Raw genomic sequence first — 24,677 nt, 5'->3', positions numbered from 1 at the left:
ACGCGTGAGTTGGCGTGACTGGTGGATGTGCTGCCGGGCAGCCGGGACCTACCTTGAACTATGGACAGGGTCGGGGTTGTGGTGGTCGGGGCGGGGCAGGCGGGGCTTGCGATGGCGTATTACCTGCGCCGGCGGGGCGAGGACTTCGTCATCCTCGACGGGAACGAGCGCGTGGGTGACTGCTGGCGCGAGCGGTACGACTCGTTGCGGCTGTTCAGCCTGCCGCGATACGCCAGTCTTCCGGGCATGCGCATCGGCACGAAGGATTGCCCGAACCGGGACGAGATGGCCGACTACCTCGAGCAGTACGCCGTCTCTCAAGATCTGCCAGTGCGGACCGGCGTACGCGTAACGCGGTTGTCGCGGGACGGCGACGGGTTCGTGGTGGCGACGAACGCCGGCGACTGGCGAGCCGACCAGGTCGTCGTGGCGGCCGGGATGCACAGCACGCCGCGGTGGCCGTCCTTCGCCGGTGAGCTCGATCCGTCGATCCGGCAGCTGCATTCTCTGGAATACCGCAACCCTGGACAGCTGGCGGACGGCACCGTGCTGATCGTTGGTGCGGCCAACTCTGGCACCGACGTCGCACTGGACGCGGTCAAGACGCATCGCACGCTGCTCGCCGGACGACACCCCGGACAGGTGCCGGTCGACATCGACTCGACCGTTGGTCACGTGTTCACGCCCGTGGTGATGTTCCTCTTCAAGTATGTCCTCACCCGGCGTACGCCGATGGGACGCAAGGCGATCGCGAACGCGCTGAAGAACGGTCTGCCACTGACCCGCAACAAGCTCGATCATCTGGATGCTGCCGGCATCAAACGGCTGAGCCGGATCGACGGCGTTCGCAGCGGTAAGCCGGTGACGGTCGACGGCGACGTACTCGACGACGTCACGAATGTGGTCTGGTGCACCGGTTCCGATCCGGACCACAGCTGGATCGACCTGCCCATCTTCGGCGACGACGGCCGGCCGCGGCACGAGCGCGGCGTGGCGTCCGACGTCGGTGGCCTGTACTTCCTCGGGCTCGATTTCCAGTACGCGATCGCGTCCGCCAGCATCCAAGGTGTGGACCGCGACGCTCGCTTCCTCGTCAAGCATCTCGCGCAACACGCCGCTGATCTCAGTCGGCGGAGCGCCGATCGGACGATACCCGTGGACAGGCGGTAGCATCACGGGCTGAAATGGGTGCGTGGCTGGGCGTGGGTCAGGGTGAGTGATCAGGTGTCGGTGAGCGGTGGCGAAGGCGGCCCGACCGCTCTGCGCATCATGCTGGGTGGTCAGCTGCGGCGGATGCGTGAAGCCGCCGGGATCAGTCGCGCCGACGCGGGCTGGCAGATCCGGGCCTCGGAGTCCAAGGTCAGCCGGATGGAGCTCGGCCGGGTCGGGTTCAAGGAACGCGATGTCAGCGACCTGCTCGAGCTGTACGGGATGGCCGACGAGGACGAGCGGTTCCGGCTGATGGAGCTGGCCCGGGCCGCGAACAACCCCGGCTGGTGGTCGCGGTACAGCGATGTGATGCCGAGCTGGTTCACCAACTATGTCGGCCTCGAGGTCGCGGCGGCACTGATCCGGACATACGAAGTGATGTTCGTCCCCGGCCTGCTGCAGACCGAGGAGTACGCGCGGGCCATGGTCCAGCTCGGCAAGTCGAATTTCCTGCCGCACCAGGAGGTCGACCAGCGGGTCGAGCTCCGGGTAACCCGGCAGCAGATCCTCACCCGCGCGAACCCGGCCCGCCTCTGGGTTGTCATCGACGAGTCGGTGCTGCACCGGCCGGTCGGTGGCCAGAAGGTACTGCGGGCGCAGATCGAGCACCTGATCATGTGGTCGCAGCAGCCGAACATCACGCTGCAGGTGATGCCGTTCAGCAGCGTCGGGTACGCCGGTGCAGGCGGCGCGTTCAGCCTGCTGCGGTTCCCGGAAGGCGATCTGCCCGACATCGTCTACATCGAGCACGCGGCCAGCGCGCTGTACCTGGACAAGCTCGACGAGGTGGACGAGTACGTCGCGATCATGGAGGGCCTGACCATCTCGGCGGCCCCGGTGTCCGCGACCGAGGGCCTCCTGAAAGAGGCCCTCGCCCGCATCTAAGCCAGTTCTAGCCTCAGGCGACCTGGAGGTCGACCTTGATGTTGCCGCGGGTGGCGTTGGAGTACGGGCAGACCTCGTGCGCCTTGGCGACGAGCTCCTCGGCGACCGCGCGCTCGACACCCGGCAGGCTGACCACGAGCTCGACCTGCAGGCCGTAGCCGGCGCCGCCGTTGATCGGGCCGATGCCCACCTCGGCGGTGACGGTCGAGCCGTCGGAGTCCTGGCGGGCCTTGCGCGCGACCAGCTTCAGCGCGCTGTGGAAGCAGGCGGCATACCCGGCTGCGAACAGCTGCTCCGGGTTCGTGCCGTTGCCGTTGCCACCCATCTCGACCGGCGGCGCGACCGTGACGGCGAGCTTGCCGTCGTCGGTCGAGACCTTGCCGTCGCGGCCGCCGTCCGCGGTGGCACGGGCGGTGTACAGAACCTTCTCAACAGCGATCGTCATATCTGATTTCTCCTAGCGAGTGGGATCCAGCAGAAGCTTGCCCACGGTCTTGCGGGCACGCATGTCTTCGTGAGCGGTGGCGGCGTCGGACAGCGCGTACTCCGCGCCGACGATCGGGCGGAGCTTGCCGCTGGCGGTCAACTCGAACAGCTCGGTCAACTCGGCGCTGAAGCGCTGCGGGTCGCGGAAGCAGTCCACCAGCCAGAAGCCGGCGATCGTCTTCGAACCCTTCATCAGCCGGGTGGCCTCGATCGGCTTGGCGGCCTCGCGGCCCGCTGCTCCGAAGGTCACCAGGCGCCCGAACGGCGCCAGCGCGGCGAACGACTCGTCGAACGTCTGCCCGCCGACCATCTCGAGCACGATGTCGACCGGCTTGCCGCCGTTCGCCTCGATGATGCGGTCCTTCAGGCCTTCCGGCGTACCGTCGATGGCGACGTCGGCGCCGAGCTCGAGGGTCTGCTGCCGCTTCTCCTCCGACGACGCGGTCGCGATGACGCGGCCGGCGCCCCACAGCTTCGCGAGCTGGATGGACAGGTGGCCGACGCCGCCGGCGCCCGCGTGGACCAGGACCGATTCACCGGCCTGCAGGTGTGTCGAGAGCTTCAGCATGTACGCCGCGGTGGTGCCCTGCACGATGAGCGCGAGCGCCTGACCGTCGGTGATAACTTCGGGCACGTCCCAGGCCCGCATCGGGTGGATCAGCGCCTTCTCGGCGTACCCGCCGGAACCGGTGAGCGCCACCACGCGACGGCCGTCCGCAGTACGGCCGACCACCTCGCCGCCCGGGATCATCGGGAGCTCCGCCTTGGAGAGATAACTGTTCTCGACCTGGTGCGTGTCGGCGTAGTTGATACCCGCGCGGTCGACCGTGATCACGACCTGTCCGTCGCCGGCGACCGGCTCCGCGACATCGCTGATCTTCAGGACCTCGGGTCCACCGAACTCGGTGATCTGAATGGCTCGCATACACCGTACTATACACTGTACTATACACTGTACGTTATGGAGATCGAAGGGAGGTGCGTCACATGCCCAGGACACCGCGGAACACGCTCAGCTCCGAACTGATCGTGCGGACCGCGCTCGAGCTGATGGAGTCCCGCGGCTCGGACGCTTTCAGTCTGCGCGGCGTGGCCGCCGAGCTCGGTGTCGGTCCGATGGCGCTCTACACCTATTTCCGTAACAAGGACGAGCTGTACGACGCGGTCCGCGATCACCTGATGGGCCTGTTGCCCGCCGTCCCCGGTGATGCAGCATGGCCGGACCAGGTGCGCGCGGTCTGCCGGTCGTTGCGGCTGCTGATGCTCCAACATCCTTGCCTTGCGCAACTACTTGCCGGGCGGCCGTTGAGCGGGCACGAGACGGCGCGCGTCGCGGAGGGGCTCCTCGGCGTACTGCGGGCGGCCGGGTTCGACGCGGAGACGGCGGCCCGGACGCACACGACGTTGTTCACGTATGTGCTCGGATCGACGTCGTGGGAGATCCAGATGGCGGCCGAGCGCCGCGATCCCGAGGCATGGCGGCGGCTGCGAGCCACCATGGAGTCGCTGTCGGCGCGCGACTTCCCGTCGGTCGTCGAGCTGGCGCCGGAGCTGGCCCGCACGACGGGCGGCGACGAACAGTTCGACTACGGGCTGGATCTACTGCTGGCCGGTCTGCAGCTCAGAACACCATCGTGACGATGGCGAGGATCCCGATGCAGACGATGAGCGCGCGGAGTGCGATCGGCGGGAGTTTGCGGCCGTAGCGGGCGCCGAGGAAACCGCCGATCGTCGAGCCGACCGCGATCAGGCCGGCGGCGAGCCAGTCGATGTCGTGCACGAGGATGAACAGAATCGCGGAAGCAGTGTTCACGACCGTGGCCAGGACGTTCTTGAGGCCGTTCATCCGCTGCAGGTTCGAATCCAGGCCGAGCCCGAGGATCGCCATCAGCAGCACGCCTTGCGCGGCGCCGAAGTACCCGCCGTACACACCAGTAGCGAAGACGGCCGGGATCACCCACCAGGCGCCGCGATGCAGGTGTGACGGAGCGCTGATCCATTTCGACAGCCACGGCTGGAACGCGACCAGCAGACAGCCGAGCAGGATCAGCACCGGTACGACGGCGTGGAACGCCGAGTCAGGCAGCGTCAGCAGCAGCACTCCCCCGACGATGCCGCCGGCCAACGATGCCGGGATCAACCGCAGCATGCGACCGCGCTGGCCTTCGAGCTCGCGCCGGTAGCCGATCGCGCCGGCCGCGGTACCGGGTGCCAGACCGACGGTATTGCTGACGTTCGCGAGCACCGGCGGGATGCCAACGGCAAGCAACGCGGGGAAGGTGAGCAATGTGCCCGACCCCACCACCGCGTTGATCGTTCCCGCGCCCATCCCGGCCAGCAGGACGAACACCGCCTCGTACCAAGTCATCGATGACAGACTTTACGCACCTGACTGCTCTCCCCGCTCACCGGTCCGTCCGTTGAACAGGCAAGTTTCGATCGATACAAACACAAAGCCCTTCCCGAGCGAGTCGGGAAGGGCTTTGTCGGTGCGACGTCAGCGCTGCGGCGGCTCGGCGGCCGGAGGCTCCTGCGACGGAGCGGGCGGAGCGACCGCCGGCGTGGTCGGCACCTGGCCACGGTTGCCGACCGCCGCGGACTCGGCGGCCGCGATGGCCTCGCGGACCGCGTTGTCGGCCTCGACAACCGCCGCGGGTGCGGCCGCGCCCGTGTCGAGCTCCGCAACCTCGCCGTTGGAGAGCTCCGGCGCGTGCCAGTCGCCCTCGGCCTTCTGCGTGATGCCGGCCGCCTGGCCGACCGCACTGCCGAGACCCTTGAGCGCGTCGCCGATCTCGCTCGGCACGATCCAGAGCTTGTTCGCGTCGCCCTGAGCGATCGACGGCAGCATCTGCAGGTACTGGTACGCGAGCAGACCCTGATCGGGCTTGCCGGCGTGGATCGCGTTGAAGACCGTGGTGATGGCCTGCGCCTCACCCTGCGCCTTCAGGATCCGTGCCTCCCGCTCGGCCTGCGCCCGCAGGATCCGGGACTGCTTGTCACCTTCGGCGGTCAGGATCGCGGACTGCTTCTGCCCCTCGGCGGACAGCACCGCCGACTGCCGCATACCTTCGGCTGTGAGGATCGCGGCGCGCTTGTCACGGTCGGCGCGCATCTGCTTCTCCATCGAGTCCTGGATCGAGGCCGGCGGGTCGATCGAGCGGAGCTCGACCCGGTTGACCCGGATGCCCCACTTGCCGGTCGCCTCGTCGAGGACGTACCGCAGCTTCTCGTTGATCTCTTCACGCGACGTCAGCGTCTGCTCCAGGTCCATGCCGCCGATGATGTTTCGCAGCGTGGTCATGGTCAGCTGCTCGATGGCCTGGATGTAGTTCGAGATCTCGTACGTCGCCCGGACCGGGTCGTTCACCTGGAAGTAGATGACGGAGTCGATCGACACCATCAGGTTGTCCTCGGTGATGACACCCTGCGGCGGGAACGCGACCACCTGCTCGCGCATATCGATGGTGTAGCGGACCTTGTCGACGAACGGCGTCAACAGGTTCAGGCCGGGCTGCAGACCGGTCTTGAACTTGCCGAACCGCTCGACGATCCCGACGGTCTGCTGCTGCACCACCCGGACGGACTTGACCAAGGTCACGATCACCACTAAGGCGACCAGTGCCAGGACTATGAGGAACGCGGTCACTTTGACCCTCCACTCGAACGGACCCTCAGGACGGACAGTCTTCCGTATCGACGGGGCAGGCGCCGTACCGGTTCCCGGCGCGTCGGATGCCTGATCGAGCAGCTACTTCAACCGCCCTGCACCTTCGACACTACTGCGCGGAGGGGCCCACTCAACCGATCAGCTCTGGGGCGGGTCCGACGGCTTCGGATCCTGGGTCGGTTCGGGCAGGTCCAGCTGGTGGTGCAACGGTTCGCCGACCGGATACACGACCGCGGTCGCGCCGTCGATGTGCATCACCTCGACCCGGGTCCCCGGCGCGATCGTCGAGATCTCGTCGTACGGGCGGGCCGTCCAGAGCTCGCCGCCGAGCCGGATCGAGCCGCCGCCGTCGGGGTGGATCTCCTTCACCACAGTCCCGGTCCGGCCGATGATGTGCGCCGAGCCGGTCTTCAGCTCGGTGCCGTGATGGATCTTGCGGACGATCATCGGGCGGATCGCCCCGAGCATCGCGGCCGCCGTGATCAGGCCGACGACGATCTGCAGCCAGAGCAGTCCCGGGAAGAACGCCGCCACCCCCGCGGCGGTCAGCGCGCCCGCGGCCAGCATCAGCAGCGTGAAGTCGAGCGAGGCCAGCTCAGCAAGGCCGAGGACGGCGGCGATCGTCAGCCATGCCGCCCACATGTTGTCCCGCAGCCAATCCATCATTTCCCAAGCCTATCCACGTTGGGGCCCGCAAGCAGATGTTTGGACGCGCCAGAGGCCCCACAGGATCCTGGGTCAGAGGGCGCGGGCGGTGTAGCGGCCGTCTTCCTGCTTGAGGGTGAGGGCGAGGTCGAAGGTGTCGCTGAGGGTCTCGGCGGTCAGCGCTTCGTCCATCGGGCCGGCGGCCACGACGCGGCCCTGCTTCAGGAGGAGGGCGTGAGTGAAGCCGGGCGGGATCTCCTCGACGTGGTGGGTGACGAGGACCATCGCGGGAGCGCCGACGGCGGTCGCGATCGAGCTGAGCGAGCGGACGAGCTGTTCGCGACCCGTAAGGTCGAGGCCCGCCGCGGGCTCGTCCATCAGCATCAGTTCGGGGTCGGTCATCAGCGCGCGGGCGATCTGCACCCGCTTCCGCTCCCCCTCGGACAGCGTCCCGAAGGTGCGGTCCGCCAGGTGCGCGATCCCGAGCTCGGCCAGCAGTGCGTTGGCGCGTTGGTGATCCAGGTCGTCGTACTGCTCGATCCAGCGGCCGAGCACGGCGTACGACGCGGAGACGACCACGTCGGAGACCCGCTCGCTCTTGGGCAACCGGTCGGCCAATGCGGCACTGGTGAGTCCGATCCGCGGCCGCAGCTCGAACACGTCGACGGCGCCGAGCACTTCACCGAGCAGCCCGGCGACTCCCGTCGTCGGGTGAATCTGCGCGGCCAGGATCTGCAGCAAGGTGGTCTTGCCGGCGCCGTTCGGCCCGATCACCACCCAGCGGTCGGCCTCGTCGATCGTCCAGTCGATGCCGTCCAGCAGCCGTGCGCCACCACGGACGATCGTCACCCCGGCCAGCTCCACCACTGCAGTCATGCACAAAACCTAAGGGGTCGCCGTCGCCGGCGTGTGGTCGGGTGGTGAGAGACTTGCGGGCGTGCTGACGACCTCCGCCTCGGTACGGTTCACCGTGTGGACGAACGCGATGCTGACCGGCGCCTGCGACCCCGATACCGCCGCATCGAAGATCCTCGGTGACGACGTCGGTCACCACGTCTCCGGATTGGCCGGGCATCCCGAACCCGCCACCTTGCCCGTCGCGCTGAACCTGCTGCGTGCCGCCGGTACGACGCAGGCGCACCTCGCGCTGCCTGTCCCGGGTGATCCGATCGGTCTGGCCGGACCGCCGTCGTTCAACGAGGCTGCGCTGGAGACCGGCGAGGCCGTCGTACTCACGGGGCCGGAGCTCGGGCTGGTTCCGTCGTACGTCGGACCGGCCGTGCAATGGTCCGTGCTGGCGGCGGCGAGCCCGACGCCGGCTGACTTCGGCGAGGCGGACCGCGGTCTGCGGCTCGCGCTGATCGACGCGGCCGAATCGCTGGCCGCACTCGACGTCGCGCGCTGGAAGCCGGAGGTCGCGGACGCGCTGATCGACATCCGGAAGATCGGCCGCGGTCGCGGCGACGATCTTGCCCCCGGCTACGAACCGCGCGCGGTGAAGACCGCCGCGACCGCGCGCCGCTGCCTGGCGATCGCGGACGCCGCGCTCGAGGACGACGGTTCGGCCGTCACGGGCGCCGAGGCCGACGCTCGGCGGCGGGCGCTTCTCGAGCTCGCCGCCGCGGCCCGCCGGGCACTGGTCGCGGCCTGCGCGCCGCCCGTTCATGCTTGAGATCTGGACCGGTCATAGGACGGTCATCTCAAGTAGGTAGCGTTCGGGGTGCGATGACTGATCCCACTGAGGTTGAACTCGAGACTGCGGCGGCCGAGCGACCGACGCTGCTGGTGACGTTGACGGGGACCGACCGGCCGGGCCTGACCTCGTCCGTTCTCTCCACGCTCGCGACGCGCGGGCTCGAGGTCATCGACGCCGAGCAGGTCGTACTGCGGGGACGCCTGGTGCTCGGCGTACTGCTGTCCGCACCGCGTGACCACAAGGACCTGAAGGACGAGCTGAAGGCGCTCGCCGCCATGCTCGACGTCGACATCTCAGTGAAGAAGGGTGTCGGCGACAACGAGCCGCGGCGCAAGGGCCGCAGCCAGGTGACCGTGATCGGGCGGCCGTTGTCCGCCGCCGGGCTGGCCGCGATCGCGGGCCGGATCGCCGATACCGGCGCGAACATCGACCGGATCAGCCGAATGGCGAGGTATCCGGTCACCGCGATGGAGATCGCGGTCTCGGGTGCTGATCCGGAGACGCTGCGGACGGTCCTCGCGCTCGAGGGCGTCCGGCAAGGGCTCGACGTCGCGGTCCAGGACGGCGGGCTGTACCGGCGGGCCAAGCGGCTGATCGTGATGGACGTCGATTCGACGCTGATCCAGGGCGAAGTCATCGAGATGCTCGCCGAGCACGCGGGCCGGCTGGACGAGGTCGCCGCCGTTACCGAGAAGGCGATGCGCGGCGAGCTGGACTTCGAAGAATCGCTGCGGCATCGCGTCGCGGCACTCGAAGGCCTGTCGGCGACCGCGCTCGACGAGGTGTACGCCGCGATCGAGCTCGCGCCCGGCGCCCGCACCTTGGTCCGCACGTTAAAGCGGCTCGGCTACCAGTTCGCGATCGTCAGTGGCGGGTTCAGCCAGATCACCGACCAGCTCGCGGCCGAGCTGGGTATCGACTACGCGAAGGCGAACGAGCTCGAGATCGTCGACGGCGTGCTCACCGGCCGGGTCGTGGGCGAGGTCGTGGATCGGGCCGGCAAGGCGACCGCGCTGCGCGAGTTCGCCGTACGCTCCGGGACGCCGCTCACCCAGACCGTGGCCATCGGCGACGGCGCGAACGACCTCGACATGCTCGCCGCGGCCGGCCTCGGCGTCGCCTTCAACGCCAAGCCTGTGGTCCGCGCAGCCGCCGACACCCATCTCAGCGTCCCCTACCTCGACACGATCCTCTACCTGCTCGGCATCACCCGCGAAGAAGTAGAAGTAGCCGACGCCGAGACCCCAGCCTGACCCCAGCCCGGCGGCCGGGATGCGGCAGGATCGGGCCATGGACCTCACCTATCGGCCGGCGACGCTTGACGATGCGGACGCCATCTACCGACTGATCGCCGCGAACGAGCGCGAGTGGCACGGGCAGGCCGAAGTGATTCCGGACCAGGTGGCCGCGAATCTGGGCCGGCCGTTGATCGTTCTGGAACGCGACACGCTGGTGGTCGTGGCTCCGAACGGCGACGTCGCGGCGTGGGCGTGGTTGCACGACGGCAAGCACGCGATGATCGACGTCCATCCGGCGTACCGCGGGCTCGGGATCGGGACGCGGCTGCTCGACTGGGCCGAGGCGGGTTCGCGGGCGCGCGGCAGCGAGTGGTTCGCGCAGATCGTCGACGACGCCGACCTCGCCGGGACGGAGCTGCTGAAGTCCCGCGGCTGCAACGTACTGGCGACGAACTGGTTGTTGGAGCGACCAATCAAAGCGCAACCTTTGGCCGTCCCGGAAGGCATCCGGCTGTCCGGCTATGACGCATCCCGCGCGCACGAGGTGTACGAGCTGATCGAGGCGGCGTTCGCGGCGTTCCAGCCACGGCGGAAGGGCTTCGACGAGTGGAGCGAGCTGACGGTCGGGCGGTCGACGTTCCTCCCGGACGTGTCGACGCTCGCGTACGCCGGTGACGAGGTGGTCGGAGCGGTGATCGCCCTCGACGGCGACGAGGGGTACGTCGAGCAGCTCGCCGTCCGGGACGACCAGCGGCGGAAGGGCGTCGCCCGGGCCATGCTCGATCGCACGTGCGCGGAGTTCCTGGCCCGCGGTCGCAGTACCTGCATCCTGTGGACGCATTCCGGCACCGGCGCGCTGGCGATGTACGAACGGCTCGGCATGCGGGTCCGGCGCAGTACGACGGTGTATCGAATCCAGCTGTGACGAGCTGTTGACAGTGCGCGATGAGAGCGCTCCCATAGGTTCATGCGTACCCGCCCCTTAGTACTTGCGCTGCTGGCGCCTCTGCTGGCCGTCGTACCGCTCGCGCATGCGAGTGTGCCGCCGCCTACCGACGGCTGGACGACGGTGTGGAGTGACGACTTCAACGGGTCGAGCGGCAGTCTGCCGTCCGGCTCCAACTGGATCATCGACACCGGGCACGGTTACCCGGGCGGCCCCGGGAACTGGGGTACCGGCGAGATCCAGAACTACACGAACAGTCCGGACAACGTGTCGCTCGACGGCACCGGGAACCTGCGGATCACGCCCCGCCGGGACGGAGCCGGCAACTGGACCTCGGCGCGGATCGAGAGCCAGCGCAGCGATTTCAAGCCGCCGTCGGGCGGTGTGCTGGCGATCGAGAGCCGGATCCAGATGCCGAACGTGACCGGTGACGCGGCGCTCGGGTACTGGCCCGCGTTCTGGGCGCTCGGTGCGCCGTACCGCGGGAACTACTGGAACTGGCCGGGGATCGGCGAGTTCGACATCATGGAGAACGTCAACGGGATCAACTCGGTCTGGGGTGTGCTGCACTGCGGCGTGAGCCCGGGCGGCCCGTGTAACGAGACCACCGGGATCGGCGCGAACCGCGCATGCCCGGGGTCGAGTTGCCAGTCCGCATTCCACACGTACCGGTTCGAGTGGGACACGTCGGTGTCGCCGAACCAGTTGCGCTGGTACGTCGACGGGCAGCAGTTCCACTCGGTCAGCCAGGGGCAGTTGCCGGCTGACACGTGGGCGAACATGACGTCCCACGCCGGGTACTTCGTCCTGCTCAACCTGGCGATCGGCGGCGCGTTCCCTGACGCTTTGAATGGGCCGACACCGCGTGCATCCACCGTGCCGGATCGTCCGATGACGGTCGACTATGTGGCGGTGTCGACGAAGGGCGGCGGCACCACTCCGCCACCGACGACTCCCCCGCCGGGCGGCTCTTCGGCGTACGGCACGTTGCAGGCGGAGTCGTACACGCAGCAGTCCGGGATGGGCCTGGAGACCACCACGGACACCGGCGGCGGCCAGAACCTGATGCAGATCGGCAACGGCGACTGGGCCCAGTACAACGGCATCGACTTCGGCAGCACCGCGGCGACCCAGTTCGTGGCCCGCGTCGCATCAGGCGCCGGTGGCGGTGTCAGCGGACTCGTCGAAGTACGCCTCGACAGCCGATCCAACGCCCCCATCGGCAGCTTCGCGGTCGGCAACACGGGCGGCTGGCAATCGTGGCGCACCATCCCCGCCAACATGTCGTCGGTCACCGGCGTCCACACCGTCTACATCACCTTCACCAGCGGCCAACCGGCGGACTACGTCAACCTCAACTGGTTCACCTTCGGCCACTGACCGACGTACCGTCGGAATGTGCTGGCTCTCACCAAGAAGGGAACCTCCGTCGCCCTGACGGAGGTTCCCAACCCGGTGCCGCTCTCCCACGAGGCGCTCGTCCGCGTGAAAAGGATCTGCCTGAACCGCCGCGAACTTCTGGACCTCGCGCAGCCCGTACATCGCTTGGACCCCGACGCGCTCCGCGACGGCACCGTGCTGGGCTGGGACTTCGCCGGCGAGCTCGAGCACGGGCCGGCCGTCATCAATCCGACGGCCAAGGCGACTCCCGTGCCGGGTGCGCGGGTGTTCGGCACGGTGCGGCGGGGCGCGTGGGCCCAGTGGGTGGCCGTCCCGTACACGAGGCTCGCTCTGACGCCAGACAACGTTGCCGACGTGCAAGCATCAGCACTCCCGACGCCAGGGCTCGCGGCGCTGCGCGCGCTGGAGCTCGGTGGGTTTCTGGTCGGCAAACGGGTGATGGTCATCGGAGCACGGGGTGCGGTCGGGCGGCTCGCGTGTCAACTGGCGAACCTCGGAGGTGCTGACGTGAGGGCTGTCGTGCGACCTGAGCAGACAGCGCTGCGTAGCCACCGCCCGCTCGACGGGATCCCCGGTGCGCATACCGTGCACGACCATGTCGGGTACCCGGTCGACTTGACTATCGACACGGTTGGCGGCGAGGTTCTCGGCGGGGCCATCGAGTCATTGGAGCCTGAGGGCCTGCTGGTAGCGGTGGCAACGCCTGACCGCGACGAACAGGTGAGTTTCCGCATCCGTCGCCGGCACCGCTCCACGGGTGGCCGGATCCAGTTCCTCGGCGACCTGGACGAGGTGACCGCGCAGGACACCATCCATACCGATCTGAAGCGGTTGGTCGACCTGGTTGCGGCTTTCAAGCTCGATGTCGGCGTCGAGGTCGAGGAGTCCTGGCGGAACGCAGTCGACGTGGTCGAGGCAGTCCTCGACCGGAGGATCAAGGGGCGGGCCGTACTGCGGACTCGGTGAGTGGATTGCGGTGTAACCGGGGGTGAGCACCTATTCTTCGCGTATGTCTGAACTGCAGGGTGGGCCGGGTGCCCTGTTCGCTATCGGTGGGGCCGAGGACAAGCTGAAGAAGCGGACGGTGTTGCAGGAGTTCGTCGAGGCCGCCGGAGGGTCGAAGGCGCGGATCGTCGTGGTTCCCACGGCGTCCGCGCTCGGCCCGGATGTGATCGACGTGTACCGGGCCCTGTTCGCGGCGCTCGGGGCCGAGAGTGTGGTCGGCGTTCGCCCGGAGAACCGGGAGGACGCCGACGACCCGGCCTTTATCTCCCCGTTGAACGACGCGACCGGTGTGTTCATGACCGGAGGCAACCAGCTCAAGCTCGCGGGCGTCGTCACCGGTACGGCGTTCGGTCGCGCCGTCACGGCCGCCCACGCGCGCGGTGCTGCCGTCGGTGGTACGTCGGCCGGGGCGAGCATCCTGGCCGAGCACATGATCGCGTTCGGGCGCTCCGGCGCCACCCCGCGGCAGCGGATGAGCCAGCTGTCCGGCGGTCTCGGCCTGGTCCAGGGCGCGATCGTCGACCAGCACTTCGCCCAGCGCAACCGATACGGCCGGCTGCTCTCGCTCGTCGCCCAGTCTCCCGGCCTGCTCGGGATCGGCGTCGACGAGGACACCGCTGCCGTGTTCCGCGGCTCGCATCTGGAGGTCGTCGGCCGCGGCGCGGTGACGATCTTCGACGGCAGCCGGATCACGTCCAACGGGCATTACGCCGGCCGGTCCGAGCCGCTGCTCGCGTCCGGCGTCGTACTGCATGTGCTGCCGGCCACCGCGACGTTCGACCTGCAGAACCGCGTGCTGCTGTCGTTCGGCAAGCAGCCGCCGGCGACCGAGCTCGCCGAGATGCAGGCGGCCGAGGCGGACCTTCGCAAGCTCGCGAAGGAGATCGCGGCCGAAGGGGTCTCACCGAAGTACTACGCGGACCGCAAGAAACGGGCGGGCCGCCGCACGTCGAAGAAATCAGCGGCCGCCGGGGAGTCCAGACCGGAGGCGACCGAGCCGATCACGGCCGGCGCCGACTCCGAACTCCCCGACCGCACGCAACCAGAAGTGTGATGCCCCGCATGACCGAGACCACCGGCACCCCGGCGCCCGACCTGAAGATCATCGAGACCCGCGTCTACCGCGGCCCGAACATCTGGAGCTACGAACCCGCGATCCACCTCGTCGTCGACCTGGGCTCGCTCGAGAACTTCCCGTCGAACACCATCCCCGGCTTCACCGAGCGACTGCTGGCCGACCTCCCCCGGCTCGACCAGCACCACTGCTCGCGCGGCCGCCGGGGCGGGTTCATCGAGCGCCTGTACGAAGGCACCTGGCTCGGCCACATCGCCGAGCATGTCTCGCTGCAACTCCAGCAAGAGGCCGGCCACGACATGCGCCGCGGCAAGACCCGGCAGGTCAAGGGCTCCCCCGGCATCTACAACATCGTCTACGCGTACGCCGACGAAGCGGTCGGGCTCGCCGCCGGTGAACTCGCCGTACGGTTCGTGAACAACTTGGTCCAGCCGGACCCGGCGTTCGACTTCACCACCGAGCTGGAGAAGTTCATCAAGCAGGCCGAGCGTACGGCGTTCGGCCCGTCGACGCAGGCGATCGTGGACGAGGCGGTGTCCCGCGACATCCCGTGGATCCGGCTGAACAAGGCCAGCCTGGTGCAGCTCGGCCAGGGCGTGCACGCGAAGCGGATCCGGGCCACGATGACGTCCGAGACCGGTTCGATCGCGGTGGACGTTGCCAGCGACAAGGACCTCACCACCCGCCTGCTCGCGTCAGCCGGTCTGCCGGTGCCGCGGTCGGAATCGATCCGCACGGTCGAGGAAGCGGTCACGGTCGCGAACAAGATCGGCTACCCGGTCGTGTGCAAGCCGCTCGACGGCAACCACGGCCGCGGCGTCTGCCTGAACCTGCAGGACGCCGACGCGGTCCGCGAGGCGTTCCCGATCGCCGCCGAGCAGTCCCGGCGCGGGTCGGTGATCGTGGAGAACTTCGTCACCGGCAAGGACTACCGCTGCCTGATCATCAACGGCCGGATGGAGGCGATCGCCGAACGCGTGCCCGCGCACGTGGTCGGCGACGGCATCCACACCGTGGCCGAGCTGGTCGACATCACCAACGCGGACCCGCGCCGCGGTGTCGGCCACGAGAAGATCCTGACCCGGATCACCATCAATGCCGCCGCACGGCAGCTCGTCCGCGACCAGGGCTTCGAGCTGGACGACGTACCGCCCGAGGACGCGATGGTGAAGCTGACGCTCACCGGCAACATGTCCACCGGCGGGATCTCGATCGACCGGACCTGGGAGGCGCACCCGGAGAACGTCGAGATCGCCGAGGAGGCGGCCCGGATGATCGGGCTCGACATCGCCGGTATCGACTTCATCTGCCCGGACATCACCCAGCCGGTGCGTGAGACCGGCGGCGCGATCTGCGAGGTGAACGCGGCCCCCGGGTTCCGGATGCACACGAACCCGACGATCGGCGAGCCGCAGTACATCGCGAAGCCTGTCGTCGACATGCTGTTCCCGCCGGGCGCGACCAGCCGGATCCCGATCGTCGCGGTGACCGGTACCAACGGCAAGACCACGACCTCGCGGATGATCAGCCACGTCTTCAAGGGACTCGGGCGCAAGGTCGGGATGACGTCGACCGACGGCATCGTGATCGACGAGCGGCTGGTGATCCGCCAGGACGCGTCCGGGCCGAAGTCGGCGCGGATGGTGCTGCAGAACCCGCGGGTCGACTTCGCGGTGTTCGAGGTGGCGCGCGGCGGGATCCTGCGCGAGGGCCTCGGGTACGAGCGCAACGACGTGGCCGTGGTGCTGAACATCCAGCCCGATCACCTCGGTCTGCGCGGTATCGACACGCTCGAGCAGCTCGCGGACGTGAAGGCGGTGCTGGTCGAGGCGGTGCCGCGGACGGGGTACGCCGTACTCAATGCCGACGATCCGCTGGTCCGGAAGATGCGCCGCAAGTGCTCGGGGCAGGTCGTGTGGTTCAGCATGGCCGAGCCGGGCAGCGAGGTCCGCGACTACATCGAGGGACATTGCCGGCGCGGTGGTCGCGCGGTCGTGCTGGAGCGGTCCGACCTGGGCGACATGATCGTGGTGAAGCACGGCCGGCGGTCGATGCAGTTGGCGTGGACTCACTTGCTGCCGGCAACGTTCGGCGGGCGGGCGATGATGAACGTGCAGAACGCGATGGCCGCCGCGGCGGCTGCGTTCGCGGCGGGCGCTTCATTGCACGACATCCGGCAGGGCTTGCGAACGTTCAGTACGTCGTACTACCTGTCGCCCGGACGCTTGAACGAGATCGACGTGGACGGGCGGACCGTGATCGTCGACTACTGCCACAACGCGCCGGCGATGCGGATGCTCGGCGACTTCGTGGATCGTCTCGGCGAGAGCCTGACCGCGTCGTCAGAGCTCGGGCGGCCGTCCCGGATCGGCGTGATCGCGACTGCGGGCGATCGCCGCGACGACGACATCCGCGAGCTGGGTGAGGTCGCGGCGCAGCACTTCGACGTGGTCGTCGTACGCGAGGACGCCCGGCTGCGCGGACGCAAGCGCGGCGAGTCGGCCGCCCTGGTCGAGGCCGGCGTACGCGGCGCGATGGAGAACGGCGCCCGCTGCCGCCAGGTCGACACCGTGCTCGAAGAGCTGGACGCGGTCAAGCACGCGCTCAACCGCTCGAACCCCGGCGACCTCGTCGTCCTCTGCGTCGACCAGCACCAGCAGGTCCTGTCCGAGCTCGAATCGGTCTCCCACCTCGCCCAAGCCGGAGCCCGCTCGGGCGACGAAGGCGGCGACCCCGACTTCGTACCCCCGGACGAGGAGCCCGCGGAACCCGAACGGGAACTCGCCTGACCTGTCACCCTGCGACGCTGTTGATCGCGTTATAGGGGTGTGCGGATGACAGCCGAGGACGACTTCGACGAGTTCGTGCGGGCGCGGTGGACCGCGACCGCGCGGCTCGCCTATGCGCTCACCCTGGACCATCAGAAGGCGGAGGACCTGGCGCAGGACGCCTTCACCAAGCTGTGGTTCCACTGGCAGAAGGTGCGCGACGGGAACCCGGAGGCGTACTTGCGCAAGATCATCGCCAGCACCTTCCTGTCCGCCCGTCGCCGTCGCTGGCAAGGTGAACGCCCCACCGAGACACCACCGGAGACCGTCGTCGATCCGGCGACCGTCCAGGTGGACGAACGCCTCGCGATCCACCAGGCGATGGCACGCCTCAGCCCGCGGCAGCGCGCCGCCGTCTACCTCCGGTACGCCGAGGACTTGTCCGAGCGCACCGTCGCCGACCTCCTCGGCTGCTCGGTCGGCGCCGTGAAGCAGCACACCCGCCGTGGCCTGGAAGCGCTCCGCACCGACATCACGTTCGCCACCCCGGACGAACTGGCCGACCTCACCGAAAGGGGGATCTGATGACTGACGATCTGGGAGCCAAGCTCGCGCTGCTCACCGACGACCGGCCCGAGCCGGCCGACCCCGCGGCCCCGATCCGGTTACGGATCAAGAGTCGCCAACTGCGTCGCCGTACGGCGGCCGCGGTGTGCGCGGCGGCCGTAGCGATCGCCGTCGTCGTGGCGGGCACGGTCATCGGCTCGATCAAGTCGGCAGAGCCCGGCGTCGCGACGCCCTCGCAGAGTCCCTCGCAGCGGAGCCAGAACCTCGACTTCAGGTACACGCCACTTCCTCAGCCGTGGTCCGACGAGCCGGCGTTCACCACACAGCCGGACGCGCTCAAGTACGCGCCGGCCTTCTATGTCACCGACGGCAGCATCCCCAATGAGCACTGGGCGGTCGCGTCGTACTACAGCGCCGGCTGTCTCGTCATCACCGACGAGGGTCCGGCGAAGAGCTTCGGCGGCGCCAAAGGCTGCTTCTACGAGAACTGGCAGCCCGACCAGCGTTCGCAGTACAAGACCGTCCCGGCGGTGATTCCGAACGCGGGCTCCCCCATGCATCTCACGATGGTCATGGGTGCAGTGTCCGCGGAGGCACGCAAGGTCCGCGTCACCGCTGGCGGCAAGACGTACGACACCGATGCGATCGGTACACCGAACAGCAGCCGCTTCAGGTTCTTCGCGGTGGTGGTCAACGCGGCCGAGGCCCAGATCACCGCAGTCACGCCGCTGGATGCGGCCGGGAAGATCGCCCCGAGCCCGCGGTAGGAGCTAGTTCACCGGCTGGCGGCGGGGTAGGAGGCGGCGGGGAGCCTCCTGCTCGTCGATCCAGTCGAGGTCGTCGGAGAGTACGGCGTCGTTCGAGCGGTCGGCGTACGGGTCCGGAGGCGGCGGTGGTGGCGGGAGGGCGCGGAGCTTGAGCGCCACCATCGGGATCGCGAGCAGTACGGCGACCACCATCCAGGGCCAGTACTCGCGCAGCAACGGCTGGAACGACTGGAAGAACGCCTCGGTCGACGCATCACCGACCGCGTCCATCGGCTTGCCGTTGGAGCGGGCGACCACCTGCACAGCCTCGACGAAGCCGTTGCACACCAGGTAGAACCCGGCCAGCGGAATCCAGGAGCCCACGGAGCGCCACCCGCGCTTCCAGCAGGCGAAGTACAGCAGCAGCGCGAGCCCGGCGCCGACCAACAGGCCGTTCAGCTGCCAGATCCAGCGCCAGTCGGCCAACTGCTCGGCCGGCCGCTGCGCGTACCAGGCGATCGGCAGCGCGAGCGCGAACGCCGCGACCACCGAGCTTCTGGTGCCGATGGCACCGAAGAACGCACCGACAGCGCTTGCCGCCAGCAACGTGATCAGCATGTCCCGGTCGGAGAACGAGTTCCCGGTCAGCCACCACATGCCCGCGGCAACGACCAGCACCACCGGTACGGCGGCGCGCACGCGACCGATCAGCAACCCGGCCAGCACACCGCCCGCGAATCCGCCGAGCAGCACGAGATCGATCCGCGGCGGCACGAAGTACGTCGTACCGTCAGGAAGTCCCTTCAGGTACGTCGCGGAGAAGCCGCCCACGAACCAGGCGACCACCGCGGCCGGAATCGACCACAGGTAGCGCATACAAACCCCGTTCCCACCCCTACCTCGGGCGGTCGGGGCTCAGTGCTGGGCTCTCTCGACCTTGCTCTTCAAGGTCTCCGGTGTGTCGACAGTAGCTCCCTCGGACCGCAACCAGGCGTCAAGACTCGCCCGATCCTGCAGAGACATCACGGCCACCACATCGCCCGCCTGCGCCTCCGCGACCAGCGCCTGCGCCGCCTCGAGCTCGGTCGGGTACGCCGGTACGTCGTCAACGCCCACCGATGCGGCGCCCTCGCGGAACACCGCCTCGAGCTCCGCCGGCGGCCGTCCGCGCAGGTAGTCGCTCTTGTGACCGATCGCCACCCGGTCCGTCGCCCGCGCACCCATCGCACCCAGCGCCGCGACCATGTCGTCGGCCCGGTCCCCCGGCGAACCGAGGGCCAGCATCAGCCGCCCGCCGTCCGGCCGGACGCCGTTCATGATCTCGATCAGCGCTTCCAGCCCGGCCTCGTTGTGCGCGAGGTCGATGACGACGGTGAAGTCGCGCAGCGAGTACATGTTCATCCGGCCGGGGTTGTTCTCGTTCGGCGCGAACGTGCTGAGCCCCTCGATCACCGCCGCCCGCGGCAGCCCGAGCCCGAGCGCCGCCGACGCCGCGGCCAGCGTGTTCTCGACGTTGTAGTGCGACAGCCCCGACAACGTCATCGGTACGTCGACGACCTTCAGCAGCGGCTCCGGATCACGCGACTGGTCCAGCACCGTCACGAACCCGTCGAGCACCGTCGTCGCCCGGCCGCCCTCGTCGAGGACCGCCCGGATCGACGGCGAGTCGGGATCACGCGAGAACACCCAGCACTTCGCCGGCGAGCCGAGCCGCATCGCGAACGTCCGCGGGTCGTCGCCGTTCACCACACACCAGCCGCGCGGCCGGGTGATCTGGGTGATGACCGCCTTCACCTCGGCGAGCTGGTCGATCGTGTCGATCCCGCCCAGACCGAGGTGATCCGCGCTGACGTTGGTGACGACGGAGACGTCGTTGTAGGCGATGCCGACCCCGCGGCGCAGGATCCCGCCGCGTGCGGTCTCGACGACGGCGAGCTGGATCCCGGGCTGGGACAGCACCTGCGCCGCGCCGCTCGGGCCGGAGAAGTCGCCGTACTTGATCAGTTCGCCGTCGAAGTACACGCCGTCGGTGCTCGACCAGCCGACGTGCAGGCCGGCGGCGCGACCGATGTGCGCGATCATCCGCGAGGTGGTGGTCTTGCCGTTCGTCCCGGTCACCGCGACCACCGGGACCTTGGGCCGCAGCGTCGGCGGCGGGTTGCCCGGCGGCTCGTCCCGCACCCGCTCGCCCACGGCCGCGATCAGCTCGCTCAGATCTTCAGCTCCGAACGCATCCAGCACTTCGACGATCGCCGCACCGAGCGCCCGCGCCCGGGCCTCGTGCGCCCACGGAAACGCGACGACCAACCGCCGTACGTCGTTCTCCGGGCGGACCCGGACGCCGATCCGCCCGATCCCGGCCTCGCGCGCGATCCGTCGTACGACGTGACCGACGACGCGGATCGCGAACCGCTGCCGGAAGCCCGACCCGATCCGGCCGGGCCGGGTGGTGCCGAGACCGATCGCCTGCCCGTAGGCCTTGGCGGCCGGTGCAGGGGCGTCGACGATCGACGAGACGTCGAGCGTCAACTTGACCGCGGCACGACTGAAGTAGAGGTTGGCGCCGTCCAGGACGCGGAGCTCAACCAGCGATGTGGCCACCTATCACGCACCCATCGCGTGGTAGCCGCCGTCGACGTGGACGATCTCGCCCGTGGTCGCGGGGAAGAAGTCGCTGAGCAGACCGACGATCGTGCGGCCGGTCGGCTCGAGGTCGGACGGGTCCCAGCCGAGCGGGGCGCGGTCCAGCCACGGCTCCTCGAACTTCTCGAAGCCCGGGATCGCCTTCGCCGCCAGCGTCTTCAGCGGACCGGCCGAGACCAGATTGCATCGGATGCCCTGGGCACCGAGATCGCGGGCCAGGTACCGGCTGGTCGACTCGAGGGCGGCCTTCGCCACACCCATCCAGTCGTACCCGGGCCAGGCGACGGTCGCGTCGAACGTCAGCCCGACGACACTGCCACCACGACTCATCAACGGCGCGCAGGTCACCGCGAGCGCCTTCAGGCTGTACGCCGAGACGTGCACCGCCTGGGACACGTCGTCCCACGGACCGTCCAGGAACTTCCCGCCGAGGATCGTCTCCGGGTTCCCGTACGCGATCGAGTGCACGACCCCGTCCAGACCGTCGACATGCTCGCGGACCGCATCGGGCAGCGCGGCCAGGTGCTCGGGGTTGGTGACGTCGAGCTCCAGTACCGGCGGCTCGGTCGGCAGGCGTTTCGCGATCCGCTTGGTGATGCTGAGCGCGCGGCCGAAGTTCGAGATCAGGACGGTGGCGCCCTGTTCCTGCGCCACCTTGGCCGTGGCGAAGCCGATCGACGAGTCGAGGGTGACTCCGGCGACCAGGATGCGCTTGCCGTCGAGGATGCCCATCAGTTCCCCATCCCGATGCCGCCGTCGACCGGGATCACCGCACCGGTGATGTAGCCGGCCTCTTCGGAGGCGAGCCAGCGGACCGCGTTCGCGATCTCCTCGGTCAGGCCGAAGCGGCCGAGCGGGATCTGGCTCAGGTACTGCTTCTGGGTCTCCTCCGGCAGGACCGCGGTCATGTCGGTCTCGACGAAGCCCGGAGCGACCACGTTCGCAGTGATGCCGCGGCTCCCGAGCTCCCGCGCGATCGAGCGGGCCATGCCGATCAGGCCGGACTTGCTCGCCGCATAGTTCACCTGGCCCGGCGAGCCGAGCAGGCCGACCACCGAAGAGATGAAGACGATGCGGCCCTTGCGCAGCCGCAGCATGCCCTTCGCGGCCCGGCGCGCGACCCGGAACGACCCGCTGAGGTTGGTCTCGATGACCGAGTCCCAGTCGTCGTCGGACATCCGCAGCAGCAGCGTGTCCCGGGTGATGCCGGCGTTCGCCACCAGCACCTCGACTGGGCCGTGCTGCTCCGCGATCGTGTCGAAGGCGGCGTCGACCTGCTCCTGGACGGTGATGTCGCACTTCACACCGAGGAAGCCCTCCGGCGGCGGGCTGGTGTTGTACGTGACCGCGACCTGGTCGCCGGCCTCCTTGAACGCGGCGGCGATCGCCAGCCCGATCCCCCGGCTACCGCCGGTCACCAACACAGACCTACCCACAAGCCCTCCTCACCCGTCAGCACACAAGTCAGCGGCACGAACGCTACAACGCCGCGGCCCGTCCCCGCTCGACCGGGGACGGGCCACGGAGGATCACCTGGGAGATCAGGAGTCTTCGAGGCGGAAGCCGACCTTCATGGTCACCTGGTAGTGGTCGATCTGGTTGTCGGACAGATGGCCCCGGATGTCGGTGACCTCGAACCAGTCGAGGTGGCGCAGCGTGTCCCCTGCGCGGGTGATTCCGTTGGTGATCGCCTGGTTCAGCCCCTCCTTGGAGGTGCCAACGATCTCCGTGACGCGGTAGGTGCGATCGGTCATGCGACATTCCTCTCCATCCTGGCTGCGCGGGGGCGGGCGGCGCGGCGTACCGTTGTTCTTGCTGAGGAGGATAGATGTCGCGACACCGTGAGCGGACCGGCGAGACAGTCATTTCGGTGACGAGTGCACAGCCGGGCCGGTCCGAGGATCTGGACAGCCGGATCGTGCGCTACGCCTGGATGATGTCGATCCGGATCGTCTGCTTCGTGCTGGCGGTCCTGACCCCGTCGCCGTGGCGTTGGCTGTTCGTCGTCGGCGCGATCGCCCTGCCGTACTTCGCGGTGGTGCTGGCGAATGCTCAACGATCGGCGACGCAGCCCGCCGCCGACCCCTACATCGCACCGTCGAGGCTCGCGATCGGCGAGCGTCCGACGGTCGTCGTACCGCAGGACGAGGACCCGCATCAGGGCCCCCGTCACGACCCCCGGACCGACACCGAAAAGTGATCTCGGCCGGGACTGGAAAACTTGTACTGATCCGTGTCAGAATCTCCCGCGTGCTCTGAAGTTCATGAGTGAAATTCAGGGACTTGATGCGGCGTCGGACGGCTCCCCCCGTGGCTGTCCGACGTCGCTTCATTTTGTCCAGGCTATTGATTATTGAGACATCAGGAATGCAGAGGAATGGCGCCAGCGCATGAGTGAAGAAGCCGCACCGGCGGTCTGCTCCGCCAGGGGATGCGGCAAGCCTGCAACCTGGGCGGTGCTGTGGAACAACCCCAAGATCCACACACCTGACCGGCGCAAGACCTGGCTCGCCTGCGACGAACACAAGGAGAGCTTGTCCGACTTCCTGGCCCGGCGGTCATTCCTGCGCGAGGTCGAACCATTCACCGAGTGAATGTCGCCTAGCGAAAAAGTACATTTCCGGATTGGGCCGGTATGACCGTCATCCGCCGATCGCGGACATCGGCCGGGACGGTTGCAGGAAGCTGGGGTCGTTGATGCCGTGGCCCGGAAGTTTGTTCCGCATCGCGCGCCGCCAGCGGTCGGCCAGTTCGGCATCGTCCGCGCCGTTCCGCAACGCCGTCCGAAGGTCGGACTCGGTGCGGGCGAAAAGGCAGTCGCGGACCTGACCGTCGGCGGTCAGCCGGACCCGGTCGCAGTCCCCGCAGAACGGCCGGGTGACCGACGCGATGATGCCGACGGTCTGAGGCCCACCCTCGACCAGGAACGACTCGGCCGGCGCACTCCCCCGCTTCGAGGCGTCGTCGGGTGTCAGCGCGAACCGGCCGGACAGGGTTTCGAGAATCTCGTCGGCGGTGATCATCGTCGACCGGTCCCAGCCGTGCTGCGCGTCCAGCGGCATCTGCTCGATGAACCGCAGTTCGTAGCCGCGCTCGAGGCAGAACTCCAGCAATTCCGGCGCTTCGGCGTCATTCACGCCGCGCATGAGGACCGCGTTCACCTTCACCGGTGTGAGGCCGGCCGCCTGGGCCGCCTCGAGACCGGCGATGACGTCGTGCGCGCGGTCGCGGCGGGTGAGCCGCTTGAAGGTGTCCGGGCGCACAGTGTCGAGGCTCACATTCACCCGATCCAGGCCGGCGTCCTTCAACGCCTGGGCCTGCCGGGCAAGGCCGATCCCGTTCGTGGTCAGCGAAACCTCGGGGCGCGGCGTGAGTTGCGTTGTCCGGGCAACGATCCCGACCAGGCCGCGGCGGAGCAGCGGTTCGCCGCCGGTGAAGCGGATCTCGTTCACGCCGAGGTGCGTCACGGCGACCGAAACCAGCCGGATCACCTCGTCGTCGGTGAGCAGCTCGGGCTTGGCGAGCCAGTCCAGACCCTCTTCCGGCATGCAGTACGTACACCGCAGATTGCAGCGGTCCGTGAGCGAGACCCGGAGGTCCGTGGCGAGCCGGCCGAACCGGTCCGCCAGCCCCGTCTGAGTCGCCTCCTGGATCGCTGTCATCACACCAGCGTACGTGCCGCGCGTCGGCGATTTCAGGG

General features: G+C 68.6%; 26 protein-coding genes. 14 read left to right on the top strand and 12 right to left on the bottom strand.

Annotated features, from left to right (window positions below; genetic code table 11):
- Positions 1–60 precede the first annotated feature (60 nt).
- Together ACQPYH_RS18830 and ACQPYH_RS18825 are read left to right on the top strand one after the other, a co-directional pair.
- On the top strand, positions 61–1,170 hold the full coding sequence (locus tag ACQPYH_RS18830) for a flavin-containing monooxygenase (protein ID WP_432892979.1): 1,110 nt from the start codon (positions 61–63) through the stop codon (positions 1,168–1,170).
- 99 nt (positions 1,171–1,269) lie between these two features.
- A complete protein-coding gene (locus tag ACQPYH_RS18825; protein WP_432894429.1) occupies positions 1,270–2,094 on the top strand; it encodes a helix-turn-helix domain-containing protein in 825 nt (274 codons plus the stop codon).
- A 13-nt stretch (positions 2,095–2,107) separates the two neighbouring features.
- On the opposite strand, the gene ACQPYH_RS18820 is transcribed toward ACQPYH_RS18825, so the two are convergent.
- Complete coding sequence (locus tag ACQPYH_RS18820; RefSeq protein WP_432892977.1) at positions 2,108–2,539, bottom strand: organic hydroperoxide resistance protein; 432 nt, start codon at positions 2,537–2,539, stop codon at positions 2,108–2,110.
- A gap of 12 nt (positions 2,540–2,551) precedes the next feature.
- Positions 2,552–3,505, bottom strand: a complete 954-nt coding sequence (locus ACQPYH_RS18815; RefSeq protein WP_432892975.1) for a quinone oxidoreductase family protein — start codon at positions 3,503–3,505, stop codon at positions 2,552–2,554.
- A 62-nt stretch (positions 3,506–3,567) separates the two neighbouring features.
- Between ACQPYH_RS18815 and ACQPYH_RS18810 the strand changes: the two genes are divergently transcribed.
- Complete coding sequence (locus ACQPYH_RS18810; RefSeq protein ID WP_432892973.1) at positions 3,568–4,218, top strand: TetR/AcrR family transcriptional regulator; 651 nt, start codon at positions 3,568–3,570, stop codon at positions 4,216–4,218.
- Here ACQPYH_RS18810 and ACQPYH_RS18805 read toward each other — a convergent pair.
- The 4 genes from ACQPYH_RS18805 to ACQPYH_RS18790 all read right to left on the bottom strand — a co-directional run bounded on the left by ACQPYH_RS18805 (position 4,202) and on the right by ACQPYH_RS18790 (position 7,768).
- The gene (locus ACQPYH_RS18805) at positions 4,202–4,948 is read right to left on the bottom strand and encodes a sulfite exporter TauE/SafE family protein (protein WP_137254870.1); all 747 of its coding nucleotides are present in this window, start codon (positions 4,946–4,948) and stop codon (positions 4,202–4,204) included. The two genes, ACQPYH_RS18810 and ACQPYH_RS18805, sit on opposite strands and share 17 nt — an antisense overlap.
- 129 nt (positions 4,949–5,077) lie before the next feature.
- On the bottom strand, positions 5,078–6,226 hold the full coding sequence (locus ACQPYH_RS18800; RefSeq protein ID WP_432892970.1) for an SPFH domain-containing protein: 1,149 nt from the start codon (positions 6,224–6,226) through the stop codon (positions 5,078–5,080).
- Positions 6,227–6,385: 159 nt separating this feature from the next.
- Positions 6,386–6,913, bottom strand: coding sequence for an NfeD family protein (locus ACQPYH_RS18795; protein ID WP_432892968.1), 528 nt, complete (start codon positions 6,911–6,913; stop codon positions 6,386–6,388).
- A gap of 72 nt (positions 6,914–6,985) precedes the next feature.
- The gene (locus ACQPYH_RS18790; RefSeq protein ID WP_371401860.1) at positions 6,986–7,768 is read right to left on the bottom strand and encodes an ABC transporter ATP-binding protein; all 783 of its coding nucleotides are present in this window, start codon (positions 7,766–7,768) and stop codon (positions 6,986–6,988) included.
- A 61-nt stretch (positions 7,769–7,829) separates the two neighbouring features.
- Here ACQPYH_RS18790 and ACQPYH_RS18785 point away from each other — a divergent pair, with 61 nt between their 5' ends.
- The 9 genes from ACQPYH_RS18785 to ACQPYH_RS18745 are packed head-to-tail and all read left to right on the top strand — an operon-like array spanning position 7,830 to position 18,355.
- The gene (locus tag ACQPYH_RS18785) at positions 7,830–8,564 is read left to right on the top strand and encodes a hypothetical protein (protein WP_432892966.1); all 735 of its coding nucleotides are present in this window, start codon (positions 7,830–7,832) and stop codon (positions 8,562–8,564) included.
- Positions 8,565–8,617: 53 nt separating this feature from the next.
- Positions 8,618–9,841, top strand: coding sequence for a phosphoserine phosphatase SerB (serB, locus tag ACQPYH_RS18780; RefSeq protein ID WP_432892964.1), 1,224 nt, complete (start codon positions 8,618–8,620; stop codon positions 9,839–9,841).
- Positions 9,842–9,878: 37 nt separating this feature from the next.
- Positions 9,879–10,751 (top strand): GNAT family N-acetyltransferase, encoded by an 873-nt coding sequence (locus ACQPYH_RS18775; RefSeq protein ID WP_432892962.1) that lies wholly within the window; start codon positions 9,879–9,881, stop codon positions 10,749–10,751.
- A 42-nt stretch (positions 10,752–10,793) separates the two neighbouring features.
- Positions 10,794–12,152: a glycoside hydrolase family 16 protein gene (locus tag ACQPYH_RS18770; protein ID WP_432892960.1), complete on the top strand. Its 1,359-nt coding sequence runs from the start codon at positions 10,794–10,796 to the stop codon at positions 12,150–12,152.
- Positions 12,153–12,170: 18 nt separating this feature from the next.
- Positions 12,171–13,139 carry a zinc-binding dehydrogenase gene (locus ACQPYH_RS18765; protein ID WP_432892958.1) on the top strand — a complete coding sequence of 323 codons (969 nt, stop codon included), beginning with the start codon at positions 12,171–12,173 and terminating at the stop codon, positions 13,137–13,139.
- 43 nt (positions 13,140–13,182) lie between these two features.
- Positions 13,183–14,232, top strand: a complete 1,050-nt coding sequence (locus tag ACQPYH_RS18760; protein WP_432892956.1) for a cyanophycinase — start codon at positions 13,183–13,185, stop codon at positions 14,230–14,232.
- Between the two features lie 8 nt (positions 14,233–14,240).
- Positions 14,241–17,042, top strand: coding sequence for a cyanophycin synthetase (gene cphA, locus ACQPYH_RS18755; RefSeq protein WP_432892954.1), 2,802 nt, complete (start codon positions 14,241–14,243; stop codon positions 17,040–17,042).
- Positions 17,043–17,087: 45 nt separating this feature from the next.
- Entirely contained in the window at positions 17,088–17,606 is a 519-nt protein-coding gene (locus ACQPYH_RS18750) for a SigE family RNA polymerase sigma factor (RefSeq protein ID WP_432892952.1), read from the top strand.
- A complete protein-coding gene (locus ACQPYH_RS18745; protein WP_432892950.1) occupies positions 17,606–18,355 on the top strand; it encodes a hypothetical protein in 750 nt (249 codons plus the stop codon). The genes ACQPYH_RS18750 and ACQPYH_RS18745 overlap by 1 nt, the downstream gene beginning before the upstream one ends.
- A 3-nt stretch (positions 18,356–18,358) precedes the next feature.
- On the opposite strand, the gene ACQPYH_RS18740 is transcribed toward ACQPYH_RS18745, so the two are convergent.
- The 5 genes from ACQPYH_RS18740 to ACQPYH_RS18720 form a co-directional block, all read right to left on the bottom strand.
- Positions 18,359–19,210 carry a hypothetical protein gene (locus tag ACQPYH_RS18740; RefSeq protein WP_432892948.1) on the bottom strand — a complete coding sequence of 284 codons (852 nt, stop codon included), beginning with the start codon at positions 19,208–19,210 and terminating at the stop codon, positions 18,359–18,361.
- Positions 19,211–19,249: 39 nt separating this feature from the next.
- Entirely contained in the window at positions 19,250–20,935 is a 1,686-nt protein-coding gene (locus ACQPYH_RS18735; RefSeq protein ID WP_432892946.1) for a Mur ligase family protein, read from the bottom strand.
- Positions 20,936–20,938: 3 nt separating this feature from the next.
- Positions 20,939–21,709, bottom strand: coding sequence for an enoyl-ACP reductase FabI (gene fabI, locus ACQPYH_RS18730; RefSeq protein ID WP_432892944.1), 771 nt, complete (start codon positions 21,707–21,709; stop codon positions 20,939–20,941).
- Positions 21,709–22,413 (bottom strand): 3-oxoacyl-[acyl-carrier-protein] reductase, encoded by a 705-nt coding sequence (gene fabG / locus ACQPYH_RS18725; RefSeq protein ID WP_432892942.1) that lies wholly within the window; start codon positions 22,411–22,413, stop codon positions 21,709–21,711. The genes fabI and fabG overlap by 1 nt, the downstream gene beginning before the upstream one ends.
- 105 nt (positions 22,414–22,518) lie before the next feature.
- On the bottom strand, positions 22,519–22,731 hold the full coding sequence (locus tag ACQPYH_RS18720) for a dodecin (RefSeq protein WP_432892940.1): 213 nt from the start codon (positions 22,729–22,731) through the stop codon (positions 22,519–22,521).
- 74 nt (positions 22,732–22,805) lie between these two features.
- Here ACQPYH_RS18720 and ACQPYH_RS18715 point away from each other — a divergent pair, with 74 nt between their 5' ends.
- Entirely contained in the window at positions 22,806–23,177 is a 372-nt protein-coding gene (locus tag ACQPYH_RS18715) for a DUF3099 domain-containing protein (RefSeq protein ID WP_432892938.1), read from the top strand.
- A 190-nt stretch (positions 23,178–23,367) separates the two neighbouring features.
- Entirely contained in the window at positions 23,368–23,571 is a 204-nt protein-coding gene (locus ACQPYH_RS18710) for a hypothetical protein (protein ID WP_432892936.1), read from the top strand.
- Positions 23,572–23,619: 48 nt separating this feature from the next.
- Here ACQPYH_RS18710 and moaA read toward each other — a convergent pair whose 3' ends face one another.
- Positions 23,620–24,639 (bottom strand): GTP 3',8-cyclase MoaA, encoded by a 1,020-nt coding sequence (moaA, locus tag ACQPYH_RS18705; RefSeq protein WP_432892934.1) that lies wholly within the window; start codon positions 24,637–24,639, stop codon positions 23,620–23,622.
- Positions 24,640–24,677 lie beyond the last annotated feature (38 nt).

Source organism: Kribbella sp. CA-245084 (assembly GCF_050942355.1).
Lineage (GTDB): Bacteria > Actinomycetota > Actinomycetes > Propionibacteriales > Kribbellaceae > Kribbella.
This window is presented reverse-complemented; position numbering and strand designations above follow the sequence as displayed.